We start from the raw sequence: 25,113 nt of genomic DNA on the forward strand, positions 1-25,113 counted from the left end.
CGGGAGTCTACGGAGTCCCTGCGGGGCCTTCCGCCCGCGGCGAGGGCGCCTCCCCCGACCGGATCACCAGCGCGGTGGCCACCGCCGCCCGGCCCTCGCCCCGGCCGGTCAGCCCGAGCCCGTCGGTGGTGGTGGCCGCCACGCTGACCGGCGCCCCGAGCGCGGCGGAGAGCGCCGCCTCGGCCTCCGCCCGGCGCGGGCCGAGCCGCGGGGTGGTGGCGATCAGCTGGACCGACGCGTTGCCGATCTCCCAGCCGTGCGCCGTGACGACCTCGCGCACGTGCTCGAGGACGGCGATGCCCGCGGCCCCCGCCCAGCGCGGGTCGTCCGTGCCGAGCAGTCCGCCGATGTCACCGAGCCCGGCAGCGGAGAGCACGGCATCGGTGAGCGCGTGGGCCACCACGTCGCCGTCGGAGTGCCCGGCGCAGCCGTGGGTGCCCGGCCAGTCCAGCCCGGCCAGCCGGCAGGGGCGGCCGGCCACCACCGGGTGGACGTCGGTGCCGATGCCGACGCGCGGCAGGACGGTCACGGGTGCACCTCGCTCGCGGTCAGCCCCACGCTCAGCTCGGCGAGCGCGAGGTCGTGGGGGACGGTGATCTTCGCGGCGCGCTCGTCACCGGGGACGGTGGCCACCGGGACGCCGGCGGCGCGGACGACGGCGGCGTCGTCGGTGAGCTCGGCCGCGGCGTCGAGGGCGGCGTACGCGGCGACCAGGGTGGCCCGGTCGAAACCCTGCGGGGTCTGCACGCGGCGCAGCGCCGCACGCGGGACGGCCTCGACGACCACGCCGTCGTCGTCGACCAGGACGGTCGTGTCGACGACCGGCAGCACGGGGACGACCGCACGGGCACCGCCGGCGAGGGCGGCCAGCACGCGAGCCACGGCGTCAGGCGGGGTGAGCGGCCGCGCGGCGTCGTGCACCAGGACGGCATCGGCCCGCGACCCGGCCGCGGCGAGCCCGGCGCGCACCGACGCGGTCCGGGTGGCCCCGCCGTCGACGAGCCGCACCCGGTCGGGCAGCGCGGCGGCGAACGCGGCACGCTCGGCGGGGGGCACGGTGACGACCACCTCGCCGACGCCGCCGGCCAGCAGGGCGTCCACCGCCCAGGCGACCAGCGGCCGACCACCGAGCGGCACCAGCGCCTTCGGCACGGACGCCCCCAGACGCGAACCGCTCCCGGCCGCTGCGACGATGGCGACAGCGTGCACGGGAGCGGTTCGGCGGGATCTGCGTGAGCGCGGAGCGCTCAGCTGGCGAGGACCTCGTCGAGCAGGACCTCGGCCTTGTCCTCGTTGGTGCCCTCGGCGAGCGCGAGCTCGCTGACCAGGATCTGACGGGCCTTCGAGAGCATCCGCTTCTCGCCGGCCGAGAGGCCGCGGTCCTTGTCGCGGCGCCACAGGTCGCGGACGACCTCGGCCACCTTGTTCACGTCGCCGGAGGCCAGCTTCTCGAGGTTGGCCTTGTAGCGGCGCGACCAGTTCGTCGGCTCCTCCGTGTGCGGGGCGCGGAGCACCTCGAACACCCGGTTGAGCCCCTCCTGACCGACGACGTCACGGACGCCGACGATCTCTGCGTTGTCGGCCGGCACGCGCACGGTGAGGTCGCCCTGGGCGACCTTCAGCACGAGGTAGGCCTTCTCTTCACCCTTGATCGTGCGCTTCTCGATCGCCTCGATGAGCGCGGCACCGTGGTGCGGGTAGACGACGGTCTCGCCGACAGTGAAGCCCATGTGGATGTGACCCCTTTCGCTCCACCCAGGTTAGCACGGCAGACTGACCAACGGATCGGCTCCGGGCAGTAAATATGCAGGTCAGCGGCCTGGATCGACGCGTCGGAGGGGTTGACAGAGCGTGGTTGATGTGCCTGCGGGTGCCGCCCGGACGGGCGCGACGACCCGTGCGCTGCTCCGCGCGACCCACCTCGGGCCGACCGTCGCGGTCACCACCGTGGCCACCCTGCTGGCCGTCGCCGCCGACGTCCCGCCGGCCCGCACCGCCCTCCTCTGCGCCGCCGTCCTCGCAGGTCAGGCCTCCATCGGGTGGAGCAACGACTGGCTGGACGCCGACCGCGACCGCGCCGTCGCGCGGGCCGACAAGCCGGTCGTGCAGGGCGCCGTCGCGCCCGCCGTGCTGCGCGCCGCGGCCCTCGCCGCAGCCGCGGTGGCCGTCGTCCTCTCGTTCCTGCTGGGGCTCGTCCCGGGCGCCCTCCTGCTGCTCCTCGTCGCGAGCGGCTGGGCCTACAACGCCGGGCTCAAGCGCACCGTCTGGTCCGGTGCGGGCTACGTCGTGGGGTTCGGGGCGCTGCCCGCCGGGGTGGTCGCCGCCGCCCCTGGCACCCCCGCTCCCCCGTGGTGGCTGGTGGCCGCGGGCGCGGCGCTCGGTGGAGCGGCCCACCTGGCCAACGTCGCCCCCGACCTCGAGGAGGACCTGGCCACCGGGGTCCGCGGGCTGCCGCACCGCCTGGGTCCGCACCTCTCCGCGGCGTGCGGTGCGCTGCTGCTGGCCGGGGCGACGCTGGTGCTGGTCCTCGGCCCGCCGGGGCCCCCCGGGCCCACCGGCTGGGCCGCCCTCGTCCTGGCCGTGCCCGCGGCCGCGGTCGCCGCCCTCGCGGGCACGGCGCGGTTCCGCGCCCTCGCCTTCCCCGCCGTCATGCTGCTCACGGTGCTCGACGTCGCCCTGCTGGTCGGCAGCGGATCGACGCTGGCCTGACCGGCGCCGGGGCCGCCCTGCCGCGACGCAGACGGCTCCCTGCGGGCAGGCCGGGGAGGCGACCGATACGCTCGGGGCGTCTCCGTGCCACCGATCCCCGGTGGCCGGCACGGTCCTGCTGGAGGTCGACAGCCGTGAACCGCGCTCTGCGCGCCGCCACGATGGGCGTTCTGCTCTTCTCCCCCCTCGCCCTCTCGGCGTGCAGCGCCGGCCAGGTCACGCAGACCGTCGAGCAGGAGCGCGACAAGGTCGGCGCGATGGCCGAGGCGGGTGACATCGTGCTGCGCCAGATCGCCGTCGTCGCCCCCGAGGACGGCGAGTACCCGGCCGGCGAGGACGCCCCGCTGCGGCTGGCCATCGTGAACACCGGCACCGAGGACGACACCCTGACCGGCATCACCGGCGAGGGCTTCGACGACGTCGAGATCGACGCGGCCGCGACCTCCGCGACGCCCAGCGCGCAGCCCCCGGGCACCGGCGCGGGCTCCACCGAGGACGAGAGCACCTCCGCCGGCGCGGGCGAGCTGGTGATCCCCGCCGGCACCACGGTCTTCGTCGGCGGGGACGGCGACTCCGCCGTCACCCTCACCGGCCTCGACGAGGCGCTCACGAGCGGCCGGATCCTGGAGCTGACCTTCACCTTCGAGAACGCCGGCGAGGTGACCACGGTGGTCCCGGTCGCCGCCCTCGAGGAGGTCCGCGAGCGCGACGAGTCCTTCGACTTCCACCACGAGGAGGAGGGCGAGTCCGGCGGCGGCGTCGAGGAGGGCGGCCACGAGCAGACCGAGGTCGCCGGCGGCGGCAACCCCGAGAACTGATCCCCCCGCTCCTCGTCGCGACGGCGGCTCCCGCCCGGGAGCCGCCGTCGCGCGTTCTCCGGGGAACTGTCGGTGGCCGCGGCTAGCGTGCCCCGCGTGCCACCTGCCGGAGCGAAGTCCCGCCCTGCCCACCGCTGCACCGAGTGCGGCCACACCTCGGCGAAGTGGGTCGGGCGCTGCCCCGAGTGCCAGGCATGGGGCACCCTGCAGGAGGCCGGCGCCCCGGCCACCGGGCTGCGCGCCGTCCCGGCCGGCCCGGTCAGCGCACCGGCCCGGCCGATCGCGCAGGTGGAGCTCGCCGGCGCCCGCGCCGTGCCCACGGGCATCGCCGAGTTCGACCGCGTCCTCGGTGGCGGCCTCGTACCCGGTGCGGTGCTCCTGGTCGCCGGGGAGCCCGGGGTCGGCAAGTCCACGCTGCTGCTCGAGGTGGCGCACCGGGTCGCCGCCGCCGGCGGCCCCACGCTCGTGGTCTCCGGCGAGGAGTCGGCCGGCCAGGTGCGGCTCCGCGCGGAGCGGATCGGCGCCCTGCACGACCGCCTGTACCTCGCCGCGGAGACGGAGCTGTCCGCGGTGCTCGCCCACGTCGAGGCGGTGAACCCCTCGCTGCTGGTGCTCGACAGCGTGCAGACGGTCCGCTCCCCCGCCGTCGAGGGCACCGACGGCGGCTCGACGCAGGTCCGCGCCGTGGCGTCGGCGCTGACCGGCGTCGCGAAGACCCGCGGGATGACCACGATCCTGGTCGGCCACGTCACGAAGGACGGCGCCATCGCCGGGCCGCGCACGCTCGAGCACCTGGTCGACGTCGTCGTCTCCTTCGACGGCGAGCGCCACTCGACCCTGCGCATGGTCCGGGCCACCAAGAACCGCTTCGGCCCGGCCGACGAGATCGGCTGCTTCGAGATCGGCGACAGCGGTGTCGTCGGCGTGCCCGACCCGTCGGCGCTGTTCGTGTCGCGGCGCAGCGACCCGGTGCCGGGCAGCTGCGTGACCGTGACCCTGGAGGGCAGCCGGCCGCTGCTGGCCGAGGTGCAGGCCCTCGTGGCGAGCACCAGCGGCGGCGGCTCCCCCCGCCGGGCCGTCAGCGGCCTGGACTCGCAGCGGGTGGCCATGGTGAACGCCGTGGTCGAGCGCCGCGGCCGGGTCAAGCTGGCCGACGCCGACGTGTTCGCGGCGTCGGTGGGCGGGGTGCGCATCGCCGAGCCGGCCGCCGACCTGGCCCTGGCGCTGGCGATCGCCTCCGCCGCCAAGGACACCCCGCTGCCCCCGGGCCTCGTGGCTCTCGGCGAGGTCGGCCTGTCCGGGGAGATCCGCCGGGTCGGCGGCACCGGCCGCCGGCTGGCCGAGGCCGCCCGCCAGGGCTACCGCGTGGCCCTCGTCCCACCGGACGCCGGCGCCGCGCCGGCCGGCATGCGGCTGATCGAGGTCCCCGACCTGGGTGCGGCCTTCCACCGCATGTTCTGAGCCCGTAGGGTTCCGCAAGAGCGGCCGGGTGCACGCCCCGTACCCCGAGCGTGCCCGGCTCGTCACTCGGGTACGTAGACTCCACTGCCGTACCACTCGACCGTCAGGAGAGCTCGTGCCCGCCGCCGTGGATCCCGAGATCGCCCTGCGCGAGCTCCTCGGCCGCATCGCCCCCGGCACGGCGCTGCGCGACGGCCTCGAGCGCATCCTGGCCGGCCGCACCGGTGCGCTGATCGTGCTGGGGTACGACCGGGTGGTCGAGTCGATCTGCACCGGCGGCTTCGCGCTGGACGTCGCCCTGTCGGCCACCCGGCTGCGCGAGCTGGCCAAGATGGACGGCGCGGTGATCGTCTCCTACGACGGCAGCCGCATCGTCCGGGCCGGCGTCCACCTCATGCCCGACCCGACGGTCCCCACGGAGGAGTCCGGCACCCGGCACCGCACGGCGGAGCGGGTCGCCGTGCAGACCGGCTTCCCGGTCATCTCGGTCAGCCAGTCGATGCACATCATCAGCGTGTACGTGGCCGGCCGGCGGTACACCCTCGAGCACCCGACGACCATCCTCGCCCGGGCCAACCAGGCCCTCGCCGCGCTGGAGCGCTACAAGCTCCGGCTGGACGAGGTGGCCAGCACGCTCTCGGCGCTGGAGATCGAGGACCTCGTGACCGTGCGCGACGCGATGAGCGTCAGCCAGCGGCTGGAGATGGTCCGGCGGATCGCCGACGAGATCGAGGGCTTCGTCGTCGAGCTGGGTACCGACGGCCGCCTGCTGGCCCTCCAGCTCGACGAGATGCTGGCCGGCGTCGAGGAGGACCGCGGGCTGCTCGTCCGCGACTACCTGCCCGCCGGCGGCCGCCGGAACCGCACCATCGACCAGGTGCTCACCGAGCTGCGGGCGCTCACCGCCACCGAGCTGCTCGACCTCTCCGCGGTCGCGCGCTGCTACGGCCTGCCCACGTCGCCGGACGCCCTGGACTCCCCGGTGAGCCCGCGGGGCTACCGGCTGCTCGCCCGGGTGCCCCGGCTGCCCGCCGGCATCATCGACCGGCTCGTGGAGCACTTCGGTGGCCTGCAGAAGCTGCTCGCCGCCACCATCGAGGACCTCCTGGCCGTGGAGGGCGTCGGGGAGGCCCGGGCGCGCGGCATCCGCGAGGGGCTGTCCCGGCTGGCCGAGACCTCGATCCTCGACCGCTACAGTTGATCTTGCAGCGCGGCGCGGACGCACGGGACCCCGGCCCCCGCGGGCGACGGTGGGCGCGCTCCGCGGTGCGACCCGGACCGGATCCCCGTCGCGTCAGCCGATGGTGAGCGGGGCGTCGCCGGAGACCTTGGTGTCCAGCCGGCCGCGCAGCACGTAGTCGCCCGGAGCGGGCGTCACGCGCGGGGCGGTGCACGTCGGCTCGCTGGTGAGCCCGCCCCACGTCAGGGGGAAGACGACCGGCTCGCCCGGAGCCAGGGTGCGCTCGTCGTCGCTGCTCTCGGGGAAGCAGTCGTTGCTGCCCCAGACCCGGGCCCCGGCGGCGTCGACCATCACCAGCTCCTGGAGCTGCTTGTCCAGCGACCGCACGCAAGGGACCGGCGAGGTGTTGACCACCACCAGCTCGAAGACCGGCTTGGCGCCGACGGCGGCCGTGCCGGGGGTGCGCACCTCCAGCCCCAGCATCTCGTCGGTGCACGGAGAACCCGGGGTCGGGCCCGCCGGGACCGGCGGCTCGCTCGGTGGCGCCGTGGTGCCGGGCGTCCGCACCCCGGAGACCGCGGGCACCACCTGCTCCAGCGCCGGGGGCTCGGTCGGCTCGGCCGCGGTGCCGGGCGCGGCGGCCGAGCCGCTCCCGCCGCCGGCCAGCAGGCTGGTCACCAGCCAGGCGAGCCCGGCCAGGACCGCCAGCAGCAGCACCAGCACGGTCAGCCGGCGCCGCCAGTACACGGCTGCGGGGAGCGGGCCCACCGGGTGCAACACGCGGGGAACGCTAGTGCGCCCGGTGGGGACTGGTCCGCTCGGCACGCCGCGCCGCGCGCACGGCACACTGGGTGCCCGTGACCGGGCCGTCCTCCCCCACCGCCACCCCGGCCGGCGAGCTGATCGTCGACTGGTACGCCACCGCCGCCCGCGACCTGCCCTGGCGGACCCCCGATGTCGATCCCTGGGCCGTCCTGGTCAGCGAGGTGATGCTCCAGCAGACCCCCGTGGCGCGCGTGGAGCCCGTCTGGCGGGCCTGGGTGGCCCGGTGGCCCACACCGGCGGACCTGGCGGCCCAGCCGCCCGCGGACGTCATCCGGGCGTGGGGGAAGCTCGGCTACCCCCGCCGGGCGCTGCGGCTCAGGGAGGCGGCGATCGCCATCACCGAGCGACACGGGGGCGTCGTCCCCGAGGACGTGGCCGAGCTCGAGGCGCTGCCCGGGGTGGGCACATACACCGCACGCGCGGTCGCCTGCTTCGGCCATGGCCGGCGCCAGCCCGTCGTCGACACCAACGTGCGCCGGGTCGTGGCGCGGCTGGTGCACGGCCGCGCGGCGGCCGGCAACGCCCGGGCCGCCGACCTCGTCGACGTCGCCGCGCTGGCGCCGGAGGACGACGAGCGCGCAGTGCGCTTCTCGGTCGCCGTCATGGAACTGGGCGCGCTGGTGTGCGTGGCCGGGACGCCGCGGTGCGGCGCCTGCCCGGTGCGGGACCGGTGCGCGTGGCGGCTGGCCGGCGCCCCGCCGCACGACGGGCCGCCGCGGAAGGTGCAGAAGTTCGCCGGGACGGACCGCCAGGTCCGGGGCCGGCTGCTCGACGTCCTGCGGGCGGCGCACGAGCCGGTGGACGCCGCAGCGCTCGAGCCCGCGTGGGAGGACGCCGTCCAGCGGTCCCGCTGCCTGGACTCGCTGCTGGCCGACGGCCTGGTCGAGCAGACCGAGGACGGCCTGTTCACCCTCCCCGCCTGACCGCCGCCCCACACCGGCGCTGTCGGGCTGATACGGCGCTCCTCAGCGCCAGACCGCCGATGTGGCGAGAGCGGGGCCGGAGGACGACGAAGGGGCCGGCCCCGCTGATGCGGAACCGGCCCCTGTCGTCGTGCGGCTAGGCGGTCACTCGGACGCCTGGCTGCCCTGCTCGTCCTCGCCGTCGGCACCCGAGAGGGCCACCGGCGGGGTGTCGGGCAGGTCGATCGGCTTCGCCTCGCCGCGGAAGGTGAACTTCTGCGCGGGGCCCTCGGCGTCGTCGACGTCCACCACGATGATCTGCCCGCTGGACAGCTCGCCGTAGAGGATCTTCTCGCTCAGCGCGTCCTCGATCTCGCGCTGGATGGTGCGGCGCAGCGGCCGCGCACCCAGCACCGGGTCGAAGCCCCGGGAGGCCAGCAGCTTCTTCGCCGCGGGCGTGATCTCCAGCGCCATGTCCTTGTTGGCCAGCTGACCTTCCACCCGGCCGACCATCAGGTCGACGATCTGGATGATCTCCTTCTCGGTCAGCTGGTGGAACACGACGATGTCGTCGATGCGGTTGAGGAACTCCGGCCGGAAGTGCTGCTTGAGCTCCTCGTTGACCTTCAGCTTCATCCGGTCGTAGTTCGACTGGTCGTCGTTACCGGCCTGGAAACCGAGACCCACGGCCTTGGAGATGTCCCGCGTACCGAGGTTCGTGGTGAGGATCAGGATCGTGTTCTTGAAGTCCACGATCCGGCCCTGGCCGTCGGTGAGCCGGCCGTCCTCGAGAACCTGCAGCAGCGTGTTGAACACGTCCGCGTGCGCCTTCTCGATCTCGTCGAAGAGGACCACCGAGAACGGCTTGCGCCGCACCTTCTCGGTCAGCTGGCCACCCTCGTCGTAACCGACGTAGCCGGGAGGGGCACCGACCAGGCGGGACACGGTGAAGCGGTCGTGGAACTCACCCATGTCGATCTGGATGAGCGCGTCGTCCTCACCGAACAGGAACTGCGCCAGCGCCTTCGCCAGCTCCGTCTTCCCGACACCCGAGGGGCCGGCGAAGATGAAGGAACCACCGGGACGGCGCGGGTCCTTGAGGCCCGCCCGCGTACGCCGGATCGCCTGGCTGACGCTCTTGATGGCCTCTTCCTGGCCGATGATCCGCTTGTGGAGCTCGTCCTCCATGCGGAGCAGACGCGTGGTCTCCTCCTCGGTGAGCTTGAAGACGGGGATGCCGGTCCAGTTGGCCAGCACCTCGGCGATCTGCTCGTCGTCGACCTCGGCGACGACGTCCATGTCGCCGGCCTTCCACTGCTTCTCGCGCTCGGCCTTCTCACCCAGCAGCTGCTTCTCGGTGTCGCGCAGCGACGCGGCCTTCTCGAAGTCCTGCGCGTCGATCGCCGACTCCTTCTCGCGGCGGACGGCCGCGATCTTGTCGTCGAACTCGCGCAGGTCCGGCGGCGCGGTCATCCGCTTGATCCGCATCCGGGCACCGGCCTCGTCGATCAGGTCGATCGCCTTGTCCGGCAGGAAGCGGTCGGAGATGTACCGGTCGGCCAGCGTCGCCGCGGCCACCAGGGCGCCGTCGGTGATGCTGATCCGGTGGTGCGCCTCGTAGCGGTCGCGCAGCCCCTTGAGGATCTCGATCGTGTGGGCCAGCGTCGGCTCGCCCACCTGGATCGGCTGGAAGCGGCGCTCGAGGGCGGCGTCCTTCTCCAGGTGCTTGCGGTACTCGTCGAGCGTCGTGGCGCCGATGGTCTGCAGCTCACCGCGGGCCAGCATCGGCTTGAGGATGCTGGCGGCGTCGATCGCGCCCTCCGCGGCACCCGCCCCGACGAGGGTGTGGATCTCGTCGATGAACAGGATGATGTCGCCGCGGGTGCGGATCTCCTTCAGCACCTTCTTGAGGCGCTCCTCGAAGTCACCGCGGTAGCGGGAACCGGCGACGAGCGCGCCGAGGTCGAGGGTGTAGAGCTGCTTGTCCTTCAGCGTCTCGGGCACCTCGCCCTTGACGATGGCCTGGGCCAGCCCCTCGACGACGGCGGTCTTGCCGACGCCGGGCTCGCCGATGAGGACCGGGTTGTTCTTGGTGCGCCGCGACAGCACCTGCATGACCCGCTCGATCTCCTTGGCCCGCCCGATCACCGGGTCGAGCTTGGAGTCGCGCGCGGCCTGGGTGAGGTTGCGGCCGAACTGGTCGAGCACCAGCGAGGTCGACGGCGTGCCCTCGGCCGGGCCGCCGGCCGCGGCCGGCTCCTTGCCCTGGTAGCCGGAGAGCAGCTGGATGACCTGCTGGCGGACGCGGTTGAGGTCGGCGCCGAGCTTCACGAGGACCTGGGCGGCGACGCCCTCGCCCTCGCGGATCAGGCCGAGCAGGATGTGCTCGGTGCCGATGTAGTTGTGGCCGAGCTGCAGCGCCTCGCGCAGCGACAGCTCCAGCACCTTCTTCGCCCGCGGCGTGAAGGGGATGTGACCGGACGGCGCCTGCTGGCCCTGCCCGATGATCTCCTCGACCTGCTGGCGGACGCCCTCGAGCGAGATGCCGAGGGACTCCAGGGCCTTGGCGGCGACACCCTCACCCTCGTGGATCAGGCCCAGGAGGATGTGCTCGGTGCCGATGTAGTTGTGGTTGAGCATCCTGGCTTCTTCCTGCGCCAGGACGACCACCCGTCGGGCTCGGTCGGTGAACCGTTCGAACATCTGCTGCTTCTCCTCTGACCGGCTGGTCCGGCGCTGCCCTCCCCGTCCTGGAGAGGAGCACCCGACGTCCGTCGGCGCGCGGGGGCACCGGTCTTTCCACTGTAGTCGCGGACCACGCCGCCCCGTCGTCGTCCGACGGTGCGGTGGATGGCTGCCCGGTGCAACGGGCCCCGGTGATGCGGTGTTCCACCCCCGTTACGCCGTGAGCGGACGACGGCGTGCCGACCCCGGGAGCGCCGACGGCACCCTGCCCCTGTCGGCCTACCGGCCTCGACCGCGGCCCGGGACGCCACCGGCCCGGCTCCCCCGAGGGGAGCCGGGCCGGGCGACGCGACGTCAGCGGCCTGCCTGCAGGGGCCCGCCGCGAGCTTGCGAGCGGTGGGGGGCAGGCAGGTCCTTCTAGTGGGCGGCCTCGTAGGCCTCGACGACGCTGGCCGGGATGCGCCCGCGGTCGCTGACCGCGTGCCCGTTCTTGCGGGCCCAGTCGCGGATGGCACCGGCCTGCTCGCGGTCCATGCGACCGCCACCACCGGTGGCGCGGGAGCGGCCGCCACCCGAGGCGCGGGTGCCGCGACCGACCTTGCGCGCCGCCGAGATGTAACGGGCGAAGGCGTCACGCATCTCCTGGGCGTTCTTCTCCGCCAGGTCGATCTCGTACGACGTGCCGTCCAGCGCGAAGCTGACGGTCTCGTCGGCCGGGATGTTCTCGTCGAGGTCGTCGCTCAGGATGACCTGGACCTTGCGCGCCATTCGTTCCTCGCTTTTCGCTGCAGCCCTGGGGCCGGACGGAAATAGCACCCGGCGGGTGCGAGGCCCATTACAGCACAAATGGCCAGCAATAGGAAATGGCTGTCCGATTCCCCGGCCGGGCTAATCGGGATACCCGTGGGTCAGGAACTGATCGGCCGGACCAATGGGAACAGGATCGTCTCCCGAATTCCGAGACCGGTCAGCGTCATCATCAACCGGTCCATGCCCATTCCCACCCCACCGGTGGGCGGCATGCCGTATTCGAGCGCTTCCAGGAAGTCCTCGTCGAGCACCATCGCCTCGGGGTCGCCGGCCGCGGCCAGCAGGGCCTGCTGCGTGAAGCGCTCCCGCTGGACGACGGGGTCGACGAGCTCGGAGTAACCGGTGCCCCGCTCGATGCCGCCGATGTAGAGGTCCCACTTCTCCGCGACACCGGGATCGGTCCGGTGCGCCCGCGTCAGCGGCGAGGTGTCCACGGGGTAGTCCATGACGAACGTGGGCTCCTGCAGCGAGGGCTGCACCAGCGCCTCGAAGATCTCCTCGACCACCTTGCCGTGGATCCAGGCCGGGTCGATGCCCACCTGGTGCCGCTCGGCCAGCGCGCGCAGGTGCTCGATCGGGGTGTCCGGGGAGACCGGCTCCCCCACCGCCTCGCCGACCAGGTCGAAGAGGCGCACCTGCCGCCACTCCCCGGACAGGTCGAGCTCGGTGCCGTCGTGGTGGCGGGCGACGTGGTCGCCGAACAGCGCCGCGCAGCTCTCCTGGACCAGCTCCCGGGTGATGACGGCGATGTCCTGGTAGTCGAGGTAGGCCGCGTAGAACTCCAGCATCGCGAACTCCGGCGAGTGCGAGCTGTCCGCGCCCTCGTTGCGGAAGTTCCGGTTGATCTCGAAGACGCGGTCCAGCCCGCCGACGATGCACCGCTTGAGGAACAACTCCGGCGCGATGCGCAGGTAGAGGTCCAGGTCGAAGGCGTTCATGTGGGTGCGGAAGGGCCGGGCGGCCGCACCCCCGTGCACGGTCTGCAGCATCGGCGTCTCGACCTCGATGAAGTCCCGCCGGGCCAGCCCCGCGCGCAGGGTGGACATGACCGTGGCCCGCTGCCGGACGGTGCGGCGGGCCTCGTCGCGCACGATCAGGTCGACGTAGCGGCGGCGCACCCGCAGCTCCTCGCTCATCGGCTTGTGCGCCACCGGCAGCGGGCGCAGCGCCTTGGCGGTCAGCTGCCAGGAGTCGGCGAAGACGGAGAGCTCGCCGCGGCGCGACGTCCCGACCTCGCCCTCGACGAAGACGTGGTCACCCAGGTCGACGTCGGACTTCCAGGCGGCCAGCGCCTCCTCGCCCACGCGGTCGCGGGAGAGCATCACCTGCAGCTCGGCGTCCCCCTCCCGCAGCGTGGCGAAGCAGAGCTTGCCGGTGTTGCGGAAGAAGATCACCCGGCCGGTGATGCCGACCCGCTCGCCGGTCATCGTGTCCGGCTCCATGTCCGGGTGGCCGGCGCGGACCGCGGCGAGCGTGGTCGTGCGGGGCACGTGCACGGGGTAGGGGTCGACCCCCGAGTCGCGCAGCCGGTCGAGCTTGGCGCGGCGGACCCGCATCTGCTCCGGCAGCTCCTCGCCGCCGTCGTCGCCGCCCGTCCCGTTCGGTCCCACGTCCGTCACGGGGCCCCAGCCTACGGGGCGGCCGCCCGCCGCTCCGCGGCCTGCTGCCGCTGGAAGGCCAGGCGCAGCCCGTGCACGGTGAGGTCCGGCTCGCGCTCGCCGATCGTGCGGCAGCTGTCCACCAGCAGCGGCGCCAGCCCGCCGGTGGCGACGACGACCGGCGCGGCGCCGAACTGGGCCACGAGCTCCGCCGAGATGCGCCCGACCAGCCCGTCGACGAGCCCGGCGAAGCCGAGCACCAGCCCCGACTGGAGCGCGGCGACGGTGTTCTTGCCGATGGCGTGCGGCGGGCAGGAGAGCTCGACCGACCGCAGCTGGGCCGCCCGGCTCGCCAGTGCGTCGCGGCTCACCTCGACCCCGGGCGCCAGGGCGCCACCGAGGAACTGCCCGTCCGGTCCGACGGCGTCGACGTTGGTGGAGGTGCCGAAGTCGACGACGACGACGGGACGGCCGCCACCGTCGGGGCTCCGGCCGAACAGCTCGTGCGCGGCGAGGGCGGTGACCACCCGGTCGGCGCCGACCTCGCGGGGGTTGTCCACGTGCAGCGGGACGCCCGTGCGCACGCCGGGCCCGATGAGCACCACCGGCACCTCGAGGGAGTCCAGCAGCTGGCGCAGCGCCGGCAGCAGCGCGGGCACCGTCGAGCAGGCCGCGACGCCGGTGACCTCGGTGTCGCGCAGCAGGCCGCGCCACAGCATCCGCAGCTCGTCGGCGGTGGCGCGGGGCGCGGTCGTCACCCGCCACGAGCCGATGCGCCGCTCGCCGTCGAAGGTGGCGAGGACGGTCTGGCTGTTGCCGACGTCGACGGTCAGCAGCACGGCGTCACCGGACCGGCACGCCCAGGTCGCTGCGACGCTGGTCGGCAGCCCCGGGCACGGGGGCCGACGGGTCCCCGCCGAGCTCGACGACGCGGTTGGCGCCGTCGACGTGCACGACCTTGGGGATGTAGCTCTTCGCCTCGGTCTCGTCCATCACGCCGTAGCTGATGAGGATGACCATGTCGCCGGGGTGCACCAGGTGCGCGGCGGCGCCGTTGATGCCGATGACACCGGTGCCCCGCTCGCCGGGGATGACGTAGGTCTCCAGGCGGGCGCCGTTGGTGATGTCGACGATCGCGACCTGCTCACCGGGCAGCAGGTCGGCGGCGTCGAGGAGGTCCTCGTCGACGGTCACCGAGCCCACGTAGTGCAGGTCGGCCTGGGTGACCGTCGCACGGTGGATCTTGGACTTGAGCATCGTGCGCATCATCGCGGGCCTCCCAGCCGGACTGCCGTGTTGTCGAGGAGTCGGGTGCTGCCCGCGCGGACGGCGACGAGCAGCCGGGCGGGGCCGGCGGCCGGCGCCGGTCCCAGGTCGGTATCGGTGAGCTCCAGGTAGTCCTGGACCAGGTCGGGCGCCCCGGCCAGGACGGCGCGGGCGGCGGCCAGGACGGCGTCGGGCCCCTGCGGGCCGGCGGCGGCCCCAGCGCGCAACGCCTGGTGCAACGTCGCGGCGCGGGCCCGCTGTTCCGGCGAGAGGTAGCGGTTGCGGCTGGACAGCGCCAGCCCGTCGTCCTCGCGGACCGTCGGGACGCCGACCACCTCGACGCCCAGGGCGAGCTCCCGCGCCATGGCCCGGATGAGGGTGAGCTGCTGGTAGTCCTTCTCGCCGAACAGCGCCAGGTCGGGCCGCACCAGGCCGAAGAGCTTGGCGACGACGGTCAGCACGCCGGCGAAGTGGCCGTGCCGCACCGCGCCCTCCAGGACCGAGCCCAGCGGCCCCGGGTCGACGGTCACCCCGGCCGCACCGGGCGGGTAGACCTCCTCGACCGGCGGGTGGAAGACGACGTCGGCGCCCTCCTCGGCCAGCGCGGCGAGGTCGGCCTCCCAGGTGCGGGGGTAGCGGTCGAAGTCCTCGCCGGGGCCGAACTGGGTCGGGTTCACGAACACCGAGACGACGACGCCGCCGGCCCGCTCGCGCGCGGCGCGGACCAGCGCGCGGTGCCCCTCGTGCAGCGCACCCATGGTGGGCACCAGGGCGACGGGCCCGGGCAGCGCGGTCACCAGCCGGCGGAGCTCGGCGGCGGACCCGGCGACGGCCGGGCGGGTGCCAGCGGTCACCGCGAGCCCGCGATGTCGTCGTGCCGCGCGGCGGCCAGGACGTCGAGCACCGGCGCCGCCTCGTGGGTGCGGAGCCGCCCGGCGGCCACGGCCCGCTCGGCGGTGCGCTGCGCCATCGCGACGTAGGCGGCCACCGACCCGGGGGCACGCTCGCCGAGGGTCCGCAGGTGGTGGGCGACGGTCCCGGCGTCGCCGCGGCTGACCGGGCCGGTGAGCCCGCGGTCACCCCGGCGCAGTCCGTTGTCGAGCGACGCGGTGAGCAGCGGGCCGAGCACGCGCCCCGGCTCGGCCACCCCGGCGGTGCGCAGCAGGTCGGCCGCCTCGGCCACGAGCGTGACCAGGTGGTTCGCGCCGGTGACCAGCGCCGCGTGGTACAGCCCGCGGTCGGCCTCGGCGACGAAGAACGGCTCGCCGCCCATCTCCAGCACCAGCGTCTCCGCGACCGGGCGGTGCTCGGGCCGGCTGGTGACGCCGAAGGGCGCGCCGTCGAGCCGGTCGGCGTCCTCGGGGGCTCCGGTGAAGGTCATCGCCGGGTGCAGCGCGAGGGCGAGCACCCCGGCCTGCTCGGCGGGGGTCAGCACGGCGAGCCCGTGCGCACCGGACGTGTGGAACACCAGCTGCCCCGCCCGCCAGGCACCGGTCTCGGCGAGCCCGGAGACCAGTCCGGCCAGCGTGTCGTCCGGGACGGCGAGGACGACGAGGTCCGCGGCGCCCACGACCGCGTCGGCGGGCAGCAGGGGGACGCCGGGCAGCAGGCGCGCGGCGCGCTCGGCCGAGGCGGTGGAGAGACCGGAGGCGGCGACGACGTCGTGACCGGCGGCGGCGAGCGCGGCACCCAGGACGGCGCCGACGCGGCCGGCGCCGATGACGCCCACGCGGAGGCGGGCGGGCGCGTCGGACGCGCGGGCGTGCGTGCGGGCGGGACCCAGCAGCGAGCGGACGGTCCTGCGGGAGGCAGGCATCGGTGCACCTCTCGTTCCAGTCCCTGGCGGGTACCGGACGTCGGGAGCGATCCGGGGAGATCGCGGTGGTCGTGCGGGGTGGAGCGTCGGCCGGCGCCCGCTGCAACCGGTTGCGTGTCACGCGGGCGTCGTGCCGATGGCGAGTGTGTGACGTCGGCGCGGCCGTCGCAACGCCTGGTTGCTGTGTGCTGGCTCACGTGCCTCAGCGGCACCCGGGCGCACGCCCGGCCGGGTGCCGCCCTACCGTGACGGCCGGCACATCGGCGAGGGAGGCAGCGTGCACACGTTCGAGGGAAGGACCGCACTGGTCACCGGGGGCAGCCGCGGCATCGGCCTGGGCATCGCCCGGAGCCTGGTGGAGCGCGGCGCCCGGGTGGTGCTCACCGCCCGGAAGCCCGACGCGCTGGCCGAGGCGGTGGAGTCGCTCGGCGGGCCGGAGGTCGCCGTGTCCGTGGCCGGCAACGCCGGCGATCCCGAGCACCGGGCGACGGCGGTGCGCACCGCGGTCGAGACGTTCGGCAGCCTCGACGTCCTGGTGGGCAACGTCGGCATCAACCCCGCCTACGGGCCGCTCATGGACCTCGACCTCGACGCGTGCCGCAAGATCCTCGACACCAACGTCGTGGCCTCGCTGGGCCTGGTGCAGGAGGCCTGGCGCGCGTGGATGTCCGAGCACGGCGGCTCGGTGCTCTTCGTCGCCTCGGTGGCCGGGATGCGCTCCTCCCAGGAGATCGGCGCGTACGGGGTGAGCAAGGCGGCGCTGATCAACCTGACCACCCAGCTGGCGGTGGAGCTCGCTCCCCGGGTCCGGGTGAACGCGGTGGCCCCCGCCGTGGTGAAGACCCGCTTCGCCGGCGCGCTGTTCGAGGGCCGGGAGGCCGAGGCCGCGGCGGCCTACCCGATGGCGCGCCTGGGCACCCCGGAGGACATCGGCGAGGCCGCGGCCTACCTGCTGTCCGACGGCGCGGGCTGGGTCACCGGTCAGACGCTCGTGCTCGACGGCGGCGGCCTGTCCCGCGGCCCGCGCTAGGGCTGGTCAGCGGCCGAGGACCCGGGCCAGGACGTCGTCGCTCTCGCCGTCCTCCCGGTACCGCCGGCGCCGGCGGCCGCCCGAGCCCGGGCTGACCCCGTTCTGGGCGAGGATCTGCTCGATGCGGACGGGCGCCGCCGGGCCGTCCTGCTCCGGCGGCGACGCCCAGCCGGGGGCCACCGCAGGCTGCGCGGTGGTCGCGGCCGACCCGGCCGGCGGCGGCGCCTCCGCGAGGTCGTCGGTGCGCCGGCGGCGCGGCGCGTCCTCGGCGCGGGGTGGGGCGGGCGGCTCCACGAGCGACCGGGCGGCGAGCCACTCCAGCGGCGTCTGCGGCGCGGCGGGCGGCGGGGCCGGCGGCAGCGTCGACGACGGCGTGACCACCGGCGAGTGCACCGTGACCGGGGGCGCGGGCCGCTCGTCGACGTCGCGCTGCGGGGCGGCGGAGCCGAGCCAGGGGTCGTCCTCGTGCGCCGCGGCGCGCTCGTGCCGGACGAAGCCGGAGGGGACCGCCGGCCGGGCGGGCACCGGCGGCCGCACCGGGGGCGGAGGCGGCGCCTCCGCGCGGACCGGCGGCGGGACGGGCGGCCCCGGTGCGGCCGGCGGCGGCGTGACCGCGGACCACGTGCTGGTGCGCACCTGCTCGAACTGCTGGGTGGGGCGCGGCTCGTCCAGCCGGATCGCCGGCCAGCCACCGGTGAGCTCGCGCGGCGGGGCGTCGTCGCTCCACGCCGCGCCGTCCAGGGTGCGAGCGGGCCCGTCGAGCCGGCTGGCCTGGGTGCGCATGACGATCCGCTCGACCAGCATCTCGCTGGACAGCTGCTCGGCGAGCTCGGCCCGCAGCCGCCCCACGTCCTCCCGGAGCGCACCGAGCTGGCCGAGCTCCGCCCGCAGGCCGGTCAGCGCCGCGACGTCGTCCCGGAGCGCGGCCACGCGGGCCACCTCGTCGCGCAGCTGCCCCAGCGCGGCGATGTCCCCGCGCAGGCCGGCGACGCGGGCCACCTCCTCTCGGAGGCCGCTCAGCGAGGCGACCTCCCCGCGGAGCGCGTCGATCTCGTCGCGCATGGCGTCCTCGGCCTCGCGGCGGAGCTCGGTCTCCAGCTCCAGCTCGTACTCCCGGCGCGCGGCGACCTCGCGCTCCAGCTCCAGCTCGTAGGCGCGGCGCAGCTCGGCCTCCCGCGCCGCCGCGTGCGCCCGGTCGGTGCCGCGCCGCCCGGCGGCGAAGGTGGCGAGCACGAACGCCCAGGCCACCGCCACGACCGCGACCCGCAGCAGCTGGGCGTCGTCGGTGAGGAAGACGGCGAGGGTCGCCCCGACGGCGAGCACGAAACCGCCGGCCTGGAGGAGCGTGCGGGTGCTGCCGAGGGCGGGGCCGCGGGCGACGTCGTCCTCGCGGCGGGGCATGGCACCCAGCGTAGCGACGTGTGGCGCTCACCGGGAGGAAGCGCACCCGTGCCCACAGTGGTCCCAGGTGCCACAGTGGGCAGGGTGACCCTCTCGCTCCTCGACTGGCGCCGCCGCGTGGCCGCCCTGCACGCCGACGTCCGTGCCCGTCCCGACCCCGAGCAGGGCTGGCTGCGCTGGCGGGAGGGCCGCGACGAGCTGTTCGCGAGCCACCCGCAGTCACCGCTGGACGCCTCGGGCCAGGCCGCGTTCCGCGGGTTGCCGGTGGCGCCCTACGACCCCGCGCTGCGGTTCGAGCCCGTGCTCGAGCCGGCGGCGCCGCTGCGGCTGGAGATCCCCACCGCGGCCGACGGCGTCGTCCCGCTGGACCGGATCGGGGCCGTCGCGCTGCCCGGCGTCGGCCGGCTCGACGTGTGGTGGGTCGCCCTCTACGGCGGCGGGGTCTTCCTGCCGCTGCGCGACGGCACCGCCGGCGGCAGCACCTACGGCGGCGGGCGCTACCTGCTGGACACCGTGAAGGGGGCCGACCTCGGCGGCGACGGCGAGCGGCTGGTGGTCGACCTCAACTTCGCCTACCACCCGTCCTGCGCCTACGACCCGCGCTGGTCCTGCCCCCTGGCACCCGAGGGCAACCGGGTGGAGGCTTCCGTCGCCGCCGGGGAGCAGCTGCCCCCCGGCGGCTGGTACTAGAAGGCGCTCGTCCCCCTCACCCCTCGCAGGCCCGGGGCGGGCCTCCGGACGAGACCGCGACCCGCGAGCTGCGAGGAGGACGGGCGATCAGTTCTGGGCGAGGAAGCCGGCGGAGCTGAAGACCAGCCCGATGGAGACCTCGCCCTGCTCGATGGCGGCGCGGGTCAGCGGGCCACCGGCGTCCAGCTCGCGGAAGTCGGCGAACTGCAGGCCGTAGGTCTCCTCCAGCCCGGGCTGGCAGAACGGCCGGGTCGGGCACTCCGCCGGGCCGCCGAGCACCAGCGACCCGTCGCCGCACGCCTCTGCCAGCTCCGAGAGGGTGCTGACACCGAGCTCGTCGGCGAAGGCCTGGGTGACCGCGAAGGCGTTCTGGTCGGCGGCCTCCGACGGCTCACCGAAGACCAGGCCGGCCTCGGCGGCGAGCGGCTCGAGCGCCTGCCGGGTCTCCTCGACGTCGCCGCTGGCCACCTGGGTGGCGTCGTCGCCCTCGATGAACTCGGTGACGGTGGCCAGGTACTCGGGGAAGACCTGGATCTCGCCGTCGATGAGGGCCTGCAGGTACAGCTCGCGGTTGCCGACCTCCTGGACGGTGGCGTCGAAGCCCGCGAGCTGCAGCACGTCCGCGTAGACGTTGGCGAGGATGGTCGACTCGGGGAAGTTGGCCCCGCCGACGGCGATCGCCCCGCTGCCCTGCTCGAGGGCGGCGGCGTCGATGTTCTCCTCGACCCAGCCGGCGGCGACGTCCTCGGCGCTCTCCCGCTGCACCTCCACCGCGGCGTTGAGCTGGATCAGCTCCTCGGTGGTCATCTCGGCGGACACCTGGTCCAGCGCCGGCAGCAGCGCCGGGTTGGCCGAGGCGGCCTGCGCGTTGACCGCGGGGATGATGTTGTCCGCGTTCTGCAGGTCCTGGTCGTCCTCGAGGACGACGAGCTGGTCGCCGGCGACCGGGGCGCAGGCGTCGCCGGAGGCCTGGCCGCCACCGCCGCCCGTCCCGCCCCCACCGGTACCGGAGGAGCCCGACTCGCCGCAGGCCGCGGTCAGCGCGACCGCGAAGAGCAGAGGAGCGATGGTGCGTGTGCGTGCGCGCATGGTTGGACGCCCCGCCTTCTGTGTCCCGTGCCGGCCCGGCACGCGTGTCTGGCGGGAGGATTCCCGCGGGCCCCATCGAACCGTCCCGTTGTGCACGACGCAATCGGGTTGCCGCTTCTCGGGGCTTCGTTACCGAGGCGTGATCACTGCGGCACGCCGGTGGCCGTCAGCTCGGGCTCACCGCGCACGGTCCGCCGCCTGCCGGTGACGAAGGGCAACCGCCGCGGTCCCGGCCGCACCGCCCAGGTGAGCGCCACGAGCACGAGCTCGGTGAGCAGCGCCAGCGCCGCGATGACGATCGCCCCGGCGATGATCAGCCCGTAGTCCTGCTGCCCGAAGCCGAGGTTCACCACCCGGCCCAGCCCGCCCCCGCCGACGAGGGCGGCGAGCCCCGCCGTGGCGACCACCTGCACGGCGGCGGTGCGCACGCCGGTCATCACCAGGGGCAGCGCGAGCGGGAGCTCGACCCGGCGCAGCACCTGACCGCGGGTCATGCCCATGGCCCGCGCCGCCTCTCGGACGTCGCCGTCCACCCCGCGGAAGCCGACGTAGGTGTTGGTGAGGATGGGCGGGAAGGCGAAGACGGCGAGGGCGATGGCGGTGGCGCGGTTGCCGAAGCCGATCGGGCTGACCGCGAAGAGGGTGAGCAGGGCGAGGGTCGGGACCGCCCGGCTCACGTTCGAGAGGACGACGACCGCGCCCCCGCCCCGCCCGCTCGTGCCCAGCGCGATGCCCAGCGGGAGGGCCAGGACCAGCGCGGCGAGGACGGCGATCCCCGAGACGGCCAGGTGCTCCACGAGCAGGTCCAGGAGCCCGCCGGGCCGGGTCCAGTTGAACGGGTCGTTGAGGTAGACGACGGCGTCGCCGAAGCCGGTCACGACCGCACCCTCGCCCACGGCGTGAGCAGCCGCTCCGCACCGGCCAGCAGGAGGTCGGCGAAGAGCGCCAGCAGCACGCAGCCGACCGCCCCGGTGACGATCTCCGCCCGGTAGAAGTTCGAGTTGAAGCCGCCGAAGATGAGCTGCCCGAGCCCGCCGTGCCCGACCAGCACCCCGACCGTGGTGAGGGCGACGGTGGACACCGTGGCGATGCGCAGCCCCGCCATGAAGGCCGGCAGCGCCAGCGGGAGGTCGATCTGCCAGAACAGGCGGAAGCGGCCGTAGCCCATGCCCTGGGCTGCCTCCCGGACGTCACCGGGCACGCCCTGGAGCCCGGTCAGGAAGTTGCGCACCAGGATCACCAGCGAGTAGACGACCAGCCCGACCAGCACCGTCGTCGCCGTCAGCCCGGTGAACGGGAAGATCAGCGCGAACATCGCCAGCGACGGGATCGTGTAGACGATCGAGGAGAGGCCCAGCACCGGGGCGGCCAGCCACCGCACGCGGCGGGCGAGCAGCGCCAGCGGCAGCGCGATCAGCGCCCCGAGGACGACGGCGGCGACGGTGAGCCTGACGTGCTCGCCCAGGTACCGCAGAATGGTGTCCCAGTTCTCGACCACGTACGAGGCGTCGAACCAGGGGTTCGGCGCCGCGTCCGCAGCCTGCACCGCGGACGTCCCCGCTCCAGCGCTCAGCACCGGGCGCACCCCAGGAGGACCACGCCGTGGACGCTACTGCGCACACTCCCCCGTCCGCGAGCGCGTCCGGCGAGGCGGTGGAGATCCGGCTGGAGGGCGTCAGCAAGGTCTACGCCGACGGCACCGTCGGCGTGGCCGAGCTCGACCTCACCTTCGCCGCGGGCGAGCTGACCGTCCTGGTCGGCCCCTCCGGCTGCGGCAAGACGACCACGATGAAGATGATCAACCGGATCATCGAGCCGACGACCGGCCGCATCGTCATCGGCCAGGACGACGTCACCCGCGCCGACCCGGTGCGGATGCGCCGCCGCATCGGCTACGTGATCCAGAACGTCGGGCTCTTCCCGCACCAGACCATCCGCGCGAACGTCGGCACCGTCCCCCGCCTGCTCGGCTGGGGGACGGCCGAGATCCGGGCGCGGGTCGACGAGCTGCTCGCCACCGTCGGCCTGGACCCGGCCGTGCACGGCGACCGCTACCCCGGGCAGCTCTCCGGCGGGCAGCGCCAGCGGGCGGGCGTGGCCCGGGCGCTCGCCGCCGACCCCCCGGTGCTGCTGATGGACGAGCCGTTCTCGGCCGTCGACCCGGTGGTGCGCGAGCGGTTGCAGGCGGAGTTCCTGCGGCTGCAGTCCACGGTGCGCAAGACGATCGTCTTCGTCACCCACGACATCGAGGAGGCCGTGCGCATCGGCGACCGGATCGCGGTGATGAGCCACGGCGGCCGGGTGGAGCAGTTCGCCACGCCCGCCGACCTGCTGGGCCGGCCGGCGAACGACTTCGTGGCCGACTTCGTCGGTGCCGACCGCGGCCTCAAGCGGCTGGCCGTCACCGGGATCGACGCAGCGGACCTGGAGCACCCACCGGTCCTGCACGCCGACGACGGCCTGGCCGACGCGCGGGCGGCGCTGCAGCGCTCCGGCGCGCGCTGGGCGGTGGTGCTCGACGGCGCCGACCGCCTGCACGGCTGGCTCTCGCCCGACCGCGCCGGCGGCAGCGGCACCGTCGGTGCCGCGGCCCGGCGGATGGAGGCCTGGGTGCCCCGTGAGGCGTCGCTGAAGACGGCGTTCGCCACGATGCTCCAGCACGAGGCCGGGTGGGTCGCCGTGCTCGACGGCGACCAGTTCCTCGGCGTCCTCACCCCCGAGTCGCTGCACTCGGCGCTGCGCCGCTCCGTGGAGGGCCGGGCCCCCGAGACCGCCGGCGCCGCCTCCGCCTAGCGGGGCCGGTCCTCCAGCAGCGGGCCGACCACCCGGTACCGGGCGGTGACGAAGGACCCGGTGGCGGCGGCCTGGACCAGCTCGAGGTCCAGCCGCCGCGGCAGCAGCGGCCGCCCCGCGCCGAGGGTCACCGGCGCGATCGAGACGACGACCTCGTCGAGCAGGCCGGCCTCGGCGAACTGGCCGGCGAGGTCTCCCCCGCCGACCAGCCACAGCTCCCGGTCCCCCGCCGCGGCGGTCATCTCGGCGTGCACGGTGCGGACGTCGCCGGAGGTGAACCGGACGTCGCCGCCGGCCACCGGCAGCTCCCGGTGGGTCATCACCCACGTGGGCAGCTCGTAGGGCCACGGCTTGCCGGGCTCGTGCGCGAGGACCCACTCGTAGGTCGTCGACCCCATCACCATGGCGCCGACCCGGGCCATGAAGGCGTCGAAGTCCAGGTCGCCGGCGTCGCCGCCCTTCTGGCGGAACAGCCAGTCCAGCGAGTCGTCCGGGTCGGCGATGAAGCCGTCGAGGGTGGTGGCGGTGTGGTAGGTCAGCACGGAGTGCCTCCAGGGATCTCGCCGCGGCGTGCGCGGAGCCAGAGGATGGGGTCGCCGGTTCCGGCGTCGTGGCCGGCCGTCCGCAGCAGGTGCCGCACCAGCTGGCGCCGGTGGGCCGAGTAGGTGAGCACGTGGGCGACGACGCTGCTGAGCACGAAGCTCTCCGGCGGGTCGCAGAGGGCGTCGACCAGCCGGTCGTCCCAGCCGCCGCGCCGGTCGACGTCGCGCACCGTGGCCAGCCAGCGGGGCGCCACGGCGTCGTGCCGCGCCAGCAGCGCCGCCGGGTCGGGGTCCGCGGCCCGGTCGGGGGTGTCGCGGCCCTCGATCGAGGCGAGCCAGACCTCCACCGTGAAGACCAGGTGCTCGAGCACGGTCTGCACGGACTCCTCGGGGCCGTCCCAGGGCAGGACGACGAGGCCCGGCAGCCGCCGCGCCCGGAGCTCCTCGCCGGTCAGCCCCTTCGCCACGTCGAGGAGGTGGCGGGTGTCGTCGAGGTCGTGGGCCACCAGCTGCTCGGTGAGCGGGTTCATCGCGTGCTCCGTGCTCTGCACCCACAGCGAGGTGGGTGGGTGGAAGTGGATGCCGTTGGGCGCCGGCAGCCAGTGGCCGGAGCCGGGGTCGGCCGCGCTCGGCGGGCGGCCGTAGGCGCGGGTGAAGGCCCGGCTGAACCCCTCCACCGACTCGTAGCCCGCCGCCCACGCCGCGTCGGTGACGCTGCTCCCCTGCTGCAGCTGCCAGGCCGCGCGTTCCAGCATCACCCGCCGCCGCATCGCCACCGGCGCCTCGCCGGCGTCGCGGGACAGCGTCCGGCTGAAGTGGAAGGGCGAGGCGTAGGCGTCGCCGGCCATCTCGGCCAGGGTGTGGTTGCCCTCGTCCAGCACCGCGTCGAGCAGCTCGCGGAGCCGGTCACGTCCCGTCATGGGACCAGGGTGGCGGTTCGGCCGGTGCGCGTGCTTGACCGTTCTTGCGCGGCGGCCCGGCTACGCGGCCACCCCGGGCGACGGGTCGTCGTCGGCCGAGCCGGGCGGGACGCGGCAGGCGGACTCCAGCAGCAGCGCCGCGGCGACCAGGGCGAGGGCGGCCAGCAGGCCCAGCACCGCGGTCACCGTGTCGCTCCCGGCGGCCTGCAGCCGGCCGACAGCGGGGCCCGCGTAGGCGAGCACGCCGAGCCAGACGCCGGCGAAGACCGCGCCCACGTACGCGCTGGCCTGGGCCAGCACCGCGAGCCGGGCGACCAGCATCGGCTCGACCGGGCGGACGCCCGCGGCGTCCCGCCCGGTGGGGCCGCGCCCCGCCCGCGCCTCGCGCAGCGCGTGCAACCGGCTGCGCAGGACCCGCGCACCCAGCGCCTCGGCCAGCGCCAGGACGGCGAGCGGCGCCGGCAGCCACCAGCGCAGCGGCGGCAGGTCCCCGTACCAGGCCCGCACCAGCACCCACGCGGCGAGCGCGAACCCGAGCGCGAGGACGGCGAGGTCGCGGCGGCGGACGGGGGCCACGG

General features: G+C 75.0%; 26 protein-coding genes. 8 read left to right on the plus strand and 18 right to left on the minus strand.

The window, feature by feature from the left end; genetic code table 11:
* Positions 1-7 precede the first annotated feature (7 nt).
* The 3 genes from ispF to E9549_RS02105 are packed head-to-tail and all read right to left on the minus strand — an operon-like array spanning position 8 to position 1,730.
* The gene (gene ispF / locus E9549_RS02095) at positions 8-529 is read right to left on the minus strand and encodes a 2-C-methyl-D-erythritol 2,4-cyclodiphosphate synthase (protein ID WP_236824916.1); all 522 of its coding nucleotides are present in this window, start codon (positions 527-529) and stop codon (positions 8-10) included.
* Positions 526-1,209, minus strand: a complete 684-nt coding sequence (gene ispD / locus E9549_RS02100; RefSeq protein ID WP_308113045.1) for a 2-C-methyl-D-erythritol 4-phosphate cytidylyltransferase — start codon at positions 1,207-1,209, stop codon at positions 526-528. The genes ispF and ispD overlap by 4 nt, the downstream gene beginning before the upstream one ends.
* 38 nt (positions 1,210-1,247) lie before the next feature.
* Entirely contained in the window at positions 1,248-1,730 is a 483-nt protein-coding gene (locus E9549_RS02105; protein ID WP_091929357.1) for a CarD family transcriptional regulator, read from the minus strand.
* 130 nt (positions 1,731-1,860) lie between these two features.
* On the opposite strand from E9549_RS02105, the gene E9549_RS02110 reads away from it, so the two are divergent.
* The 4 genes from E9549_RS02110 (at position 1,861) to disA (ending at position 6,189) form a co-directional block, all read left to right on the plus strand.
* On the plus strand, positions 1,861-2,709 hold the full coding sequence (locus E9549_RS02110; RefSeq protein ID WP_236824918.1) for a UbiA family prenyltransferase: 849 nt from the start codon (positions 1,861-1,863) through the stop codon (positions 2,707-2,709).
* Between the two features lie 134 nt (positions 2,710-2,843).
* Complete coding sequence (locus tag E9549_RS02115) at positions 2,844-3,527, plus strand: copper chaperone PCu(A)C (protein WP_236824919.1); 684 nt, start codon at positions 2,844-2,846, stop codon at positions 3,525-3,527.
* A 96-nt stretch (positions 3,528-3,623) separates the two neighbouring features.
* Entirely contained in the window at positions 3,624-4,988 is a 1,365-nt protein-coding gene (radA, locus tag E9549_RS02120) for a DNA repair protein RadA (RefSeq protein ID WP_236824920.1), read from the plus strand.
* Between the two features lie 115 nt (positions 4,989-5,103).
* On the plus strand, positions 5,104-6,189 hold the full coding sequence (disA, locus tag E9549_RS02125) for a DNA integrity scanning diadenylate cyclase DisA (protein ID WP_236824921.1): 1,086 nt from the start codon (positions 5,104-5,106) through the stop codon (positions 6,187-6,189).
* 93 nt (positions 6,190-6,282) lie between these two features.
* On the opposite strand, the gene E9549_RS02130 is transcribed toward disA, so the two are convergent.
* Positions 6,283-6,948 (minus strand): MucR family transcriptional regulator, encoded by a 666-nt coding sequence (locus tag E9549_RS02130; protein WP_236824922.1) that lies wholly within the window; start codon positions 6,946-6,948, stop codon positions 6,283-6,285.
* A 77-nt stretch (positions 6,949-7,025) separates the two neighbouring features.
* On the opposite strand from E9549_RS02130, the gene E9549_RS02135 reads away from it, so the two are divergent.
* Positions 7,026-7,916 carry an A/G-specific adenine glycosylase gene (locus E9549_RS02135; protein ID WP_236824923.1) on the plus strand — a complete coding sequence of 297 codons (891 nt, stop codon included), beginning with the start codon at positions 7,026-7,028 and terminating at the stop codon, positions 7,914-7,916.
* 144 nt (positions 7,917-8,060) lie between these two features.
* Here E9549_RS02135 and E9549_RS02140 read toward each other — a convergent pair whose 3' ends face one another.
* The 7 genes from E9549_RS02140 to E9549_RS02170 all read right to left on the minus strand — a co-directional run bounded on the left by E9549_RS02140 (position 8,061) and on the right by E9549_RS02170 (position 16,070).
* Complete coding sequence (locus E9549_RS02140; RefSeq protein WP_236824924.1) at positions 8,061-10,598, minus strand: ATP-dependent Clp protease ATP-binding subunit; 2,538 nt, start codon at positions 10,596-10,598, stop codon at positions 8,061-8,063.
* A gap of 399 nt (positions 10,599-10,997) precedes the next feature.
* Positions 10,998-11,348 (minus strand): Lsr2 family protein, encoded by a 351-nt coding sequence (locus tag E9549_RS02145; RefSeq protein ID WP_236824925.1) that lies wholly within the window; start codon positions 11,346-11,348, stop codon positions 10,998-11,000.
* 140 nt (positions 11,349-11,488) lie between these two features.
* Positions 11,489-13,009 (minus strand): lysine--tRNA ligase, encoded by a 1,521-nt coding sequence (gene lysS, locus E9549_RS02150; RefSeq protein ID WP_236824926.1) that lies wholly within the window; start codon positions 13,007-13,009, stop codon positions 11,489-11,491.
* 11 nt (positions 13,010-13,020) lie between these two features.
* Complete coding sequence (locus tag E9549_RS02155) at positions 13,021-13,827, minus strand: type III pantothenate kinase (protein WP_236824927.1); 807 nt, start codon at positions 13,825-13,827, stop codon at positions 13,021-13,023.
* Between the two features lie 4 nt (positions 13,828-13,831).
* Positions 13,832-14,257, minus strand: a complete 426-nt coding sequence (panD, locus tag E9549_RS02160) for an aspartate 1-decarboxylase (RefSeq protein ID WP_236824928.1) — start codon at positions 14,255-14,257, stop codon at positions 13,832-13,834.
* A complete protein-coding gene (gene panC, locus E9549_RS02165) occupies positions 14,254-15,108 on the minus strand; it encodes a pantoate--beta-alanine ligase (RefSeq protein ID WP_236824929.1) in 855 nt (284 codons plus the stop codon). The genes panD and panC overlap by 4 nt, the downstream gene beginning before the upstream one ends.
* On the minus strand, positions 15,105-16,070 hold the full coding sequence (locus tag E9549_RS02170) for a Rossmann-like and DUF2520 domain-containing protein (RefSeq protein ID WP_236824930.1): 966 nt from the start codon (positions 16,068-16,070) through the stop codon (positions 15,105-15,107). The genes panC and E9549_RS02170 overlap by 4 nt, the downstream gene beginning before the upstream one ends.
* Before the next feature lie 277 nt (positions 16,071-16,347).
* Here E9549_RS02170 and E9549_RS02175 point away from each other — a divergent pair, with 277 nt between their 5' ends.
* Positions 16,348-17,100 (plus strand): SDR family oxidoreductase, encoded by a 753-nt coding sequence (locus E9549_RS02175; protein WP_236824931.1) that lies wholly within the window; start codon positions 16,348-16,350, stop codon positions 17,098-17,100.
* A 6-nt stretch (positions 17,101-17,106) separates the two neighbouring features.
* On the opposite strand, the gene E9549_RS02180 is transcribed toward E9549_RS02175, so the two are convergent.
* The gene (locus E9549_RS02180; RefSeq protein WP_236824932.1) at positions 17,107-18,501 is read right to left on the minus strand and encodes a DUF6779 domain-containing protein; all 1,395 of its coding nucleotides are present in this window, start codon (positions 18,499-18,501) and stop codon (positions 17,107-17,109) included.
* Positions 18,502-18,585: 84 nt separating this feature from the next.
* On the opposite strand from E9549_RS02180, the gene E9549_RS02185 reads away from it, so the two are divergent.
* Positions 18,586-19,191: a DUF1684 domain-containing protein gene (locus E9549_RS02185; protein ID WP_236824933.1), complete on the plus strand. Its 606-nt coding sequence runs from the start codon at positions 18,586-18,588 to the stop codon at positions 19,189-19,191.
* An 87-nt stretch (positions 19,192-19,278) separates the two neighbouring features.
* Here the strand turns inward: E9549_RS02185 and E9549_RS02190 are convergent, their stop codons facing one another.
* The 3 genes from E9549_RS02190 to E9549_RS02200 all read right to left on the minus strand — a co-directional run bounded on the left by E9549_RS02190 (position 19,279) and on the right by E9549_RS02200 (position 21,826).
* Positions 19,279-20,280: a glycine betaine ABC transporter substrate-binding protein gene (locus E9549_RS02190; RefSeq protein WP_236824934.1), complete on the minus strand. Its 1,002-nt coding sequence runs from the start codon at positions 20,278-20,280 to the stop codon at positions 19,279-19,281.
* Positions 20,281-20,423: 143 nt separating this feature from the next.
* The gene (locus tag E9549_RS02195; protein ID WP_236824935.1) at positions 20,424-21,158 is read right to left on the minus strand and encodes an ABC transporter permease; all 735 of its coding nucleotides are present in this window, start codon (positions 21,156-21,158) and stop codon (positions 20,424-20,426) included.
* Positions 21,155-21,826 carry an ABC transporter permease gene (locus tag E9549_RS02200; RefSeq protein WP_236824936.1) on the minus strand — a complete coding sequence of 224 codons (672 nt, stop codon included), beginning with the start codon at positions 21,824-21,826 and terminating at the stop codon, positions 21,155-21,157. Before E9549_RS02200 ends, E9549_RS02195 begins: the two co-directional genes overlap by 4 nt.
* A gap of 56 nt (positions 21,827-21,882) precedes the next feature.
* On the opposite strand from E9549_RS02200, the gene E9549_RS02205 reads away from it, so the two are divergent.
* On the plus strand, positions 21,883-23,073 hold the full coding sequence (locus tag E9549_RS02205; protein WP_236824937.1) for an ABC transporter ATP-binding protein: 1,191 nt from the start codon (positions 21,883-21,885) through the stop codon (positions 23,071-23,073).
* On the opposite strand, the gene E9549_RS02210 is transcribed toward E9549_RS02205, so the two are convergent.
* From E9549_RS02210 to E9549_RS02220, 3 genes are read right to left on the minus strand one after another with little or no spacing between them, the layout of a single operon-like run.
* Positions 23,070-23,615, minus strand: coding sequence for a dihydrofolate reductase family protein (locus E9549_RS02210; RefSeq protein WP_236824938.1), 546 nt, complete (start codon positions 23,613-23,615; stop codon positions 23,070-23,072). The genes E9549_RS02205 and E9549_RS02210 overlap by 4 nt on opposite strands.
* Positions 23,609-24,535, minus strand: coding sequence for a helix-turn-helix domain-containing protein (locus E9549_RS02215; RefSeq protein ID WP_236824939.1), 927 nt, complete (start codon positions 24,533-24,535; stop codon positions 23,609-23,611). Before E9549_RS02215 ends, E9549_RS02210 begins: the two co-directional genes overlap by 7 nt.
* 60 nt (positions 24,536-24,595) lie before the next feature.
* On the minus strand, positions 24,596-25,111 hold the full coding sequence (locus E9549_RS02220; protein ID WP_236824940.1) for a DUF3180 domain-containing protein: 516 nt from the start codon (positions 25,109-25,111) through the stop codon (positions 24,596-24,598).
* Positions 25,112-25,113 lie beyond the last annotated feature (2 nt).

The sequence above is a fragment of the Blastococcus sp. MG754426 genome, from assembly GCF_021699055.1.
In the GTDB taxonomy this organism is placed as follows: Bacteria; Actinomycetota; Actinomycetes; order Mycobacteriales; family Geodermatophilaceae; genus Blastococcus.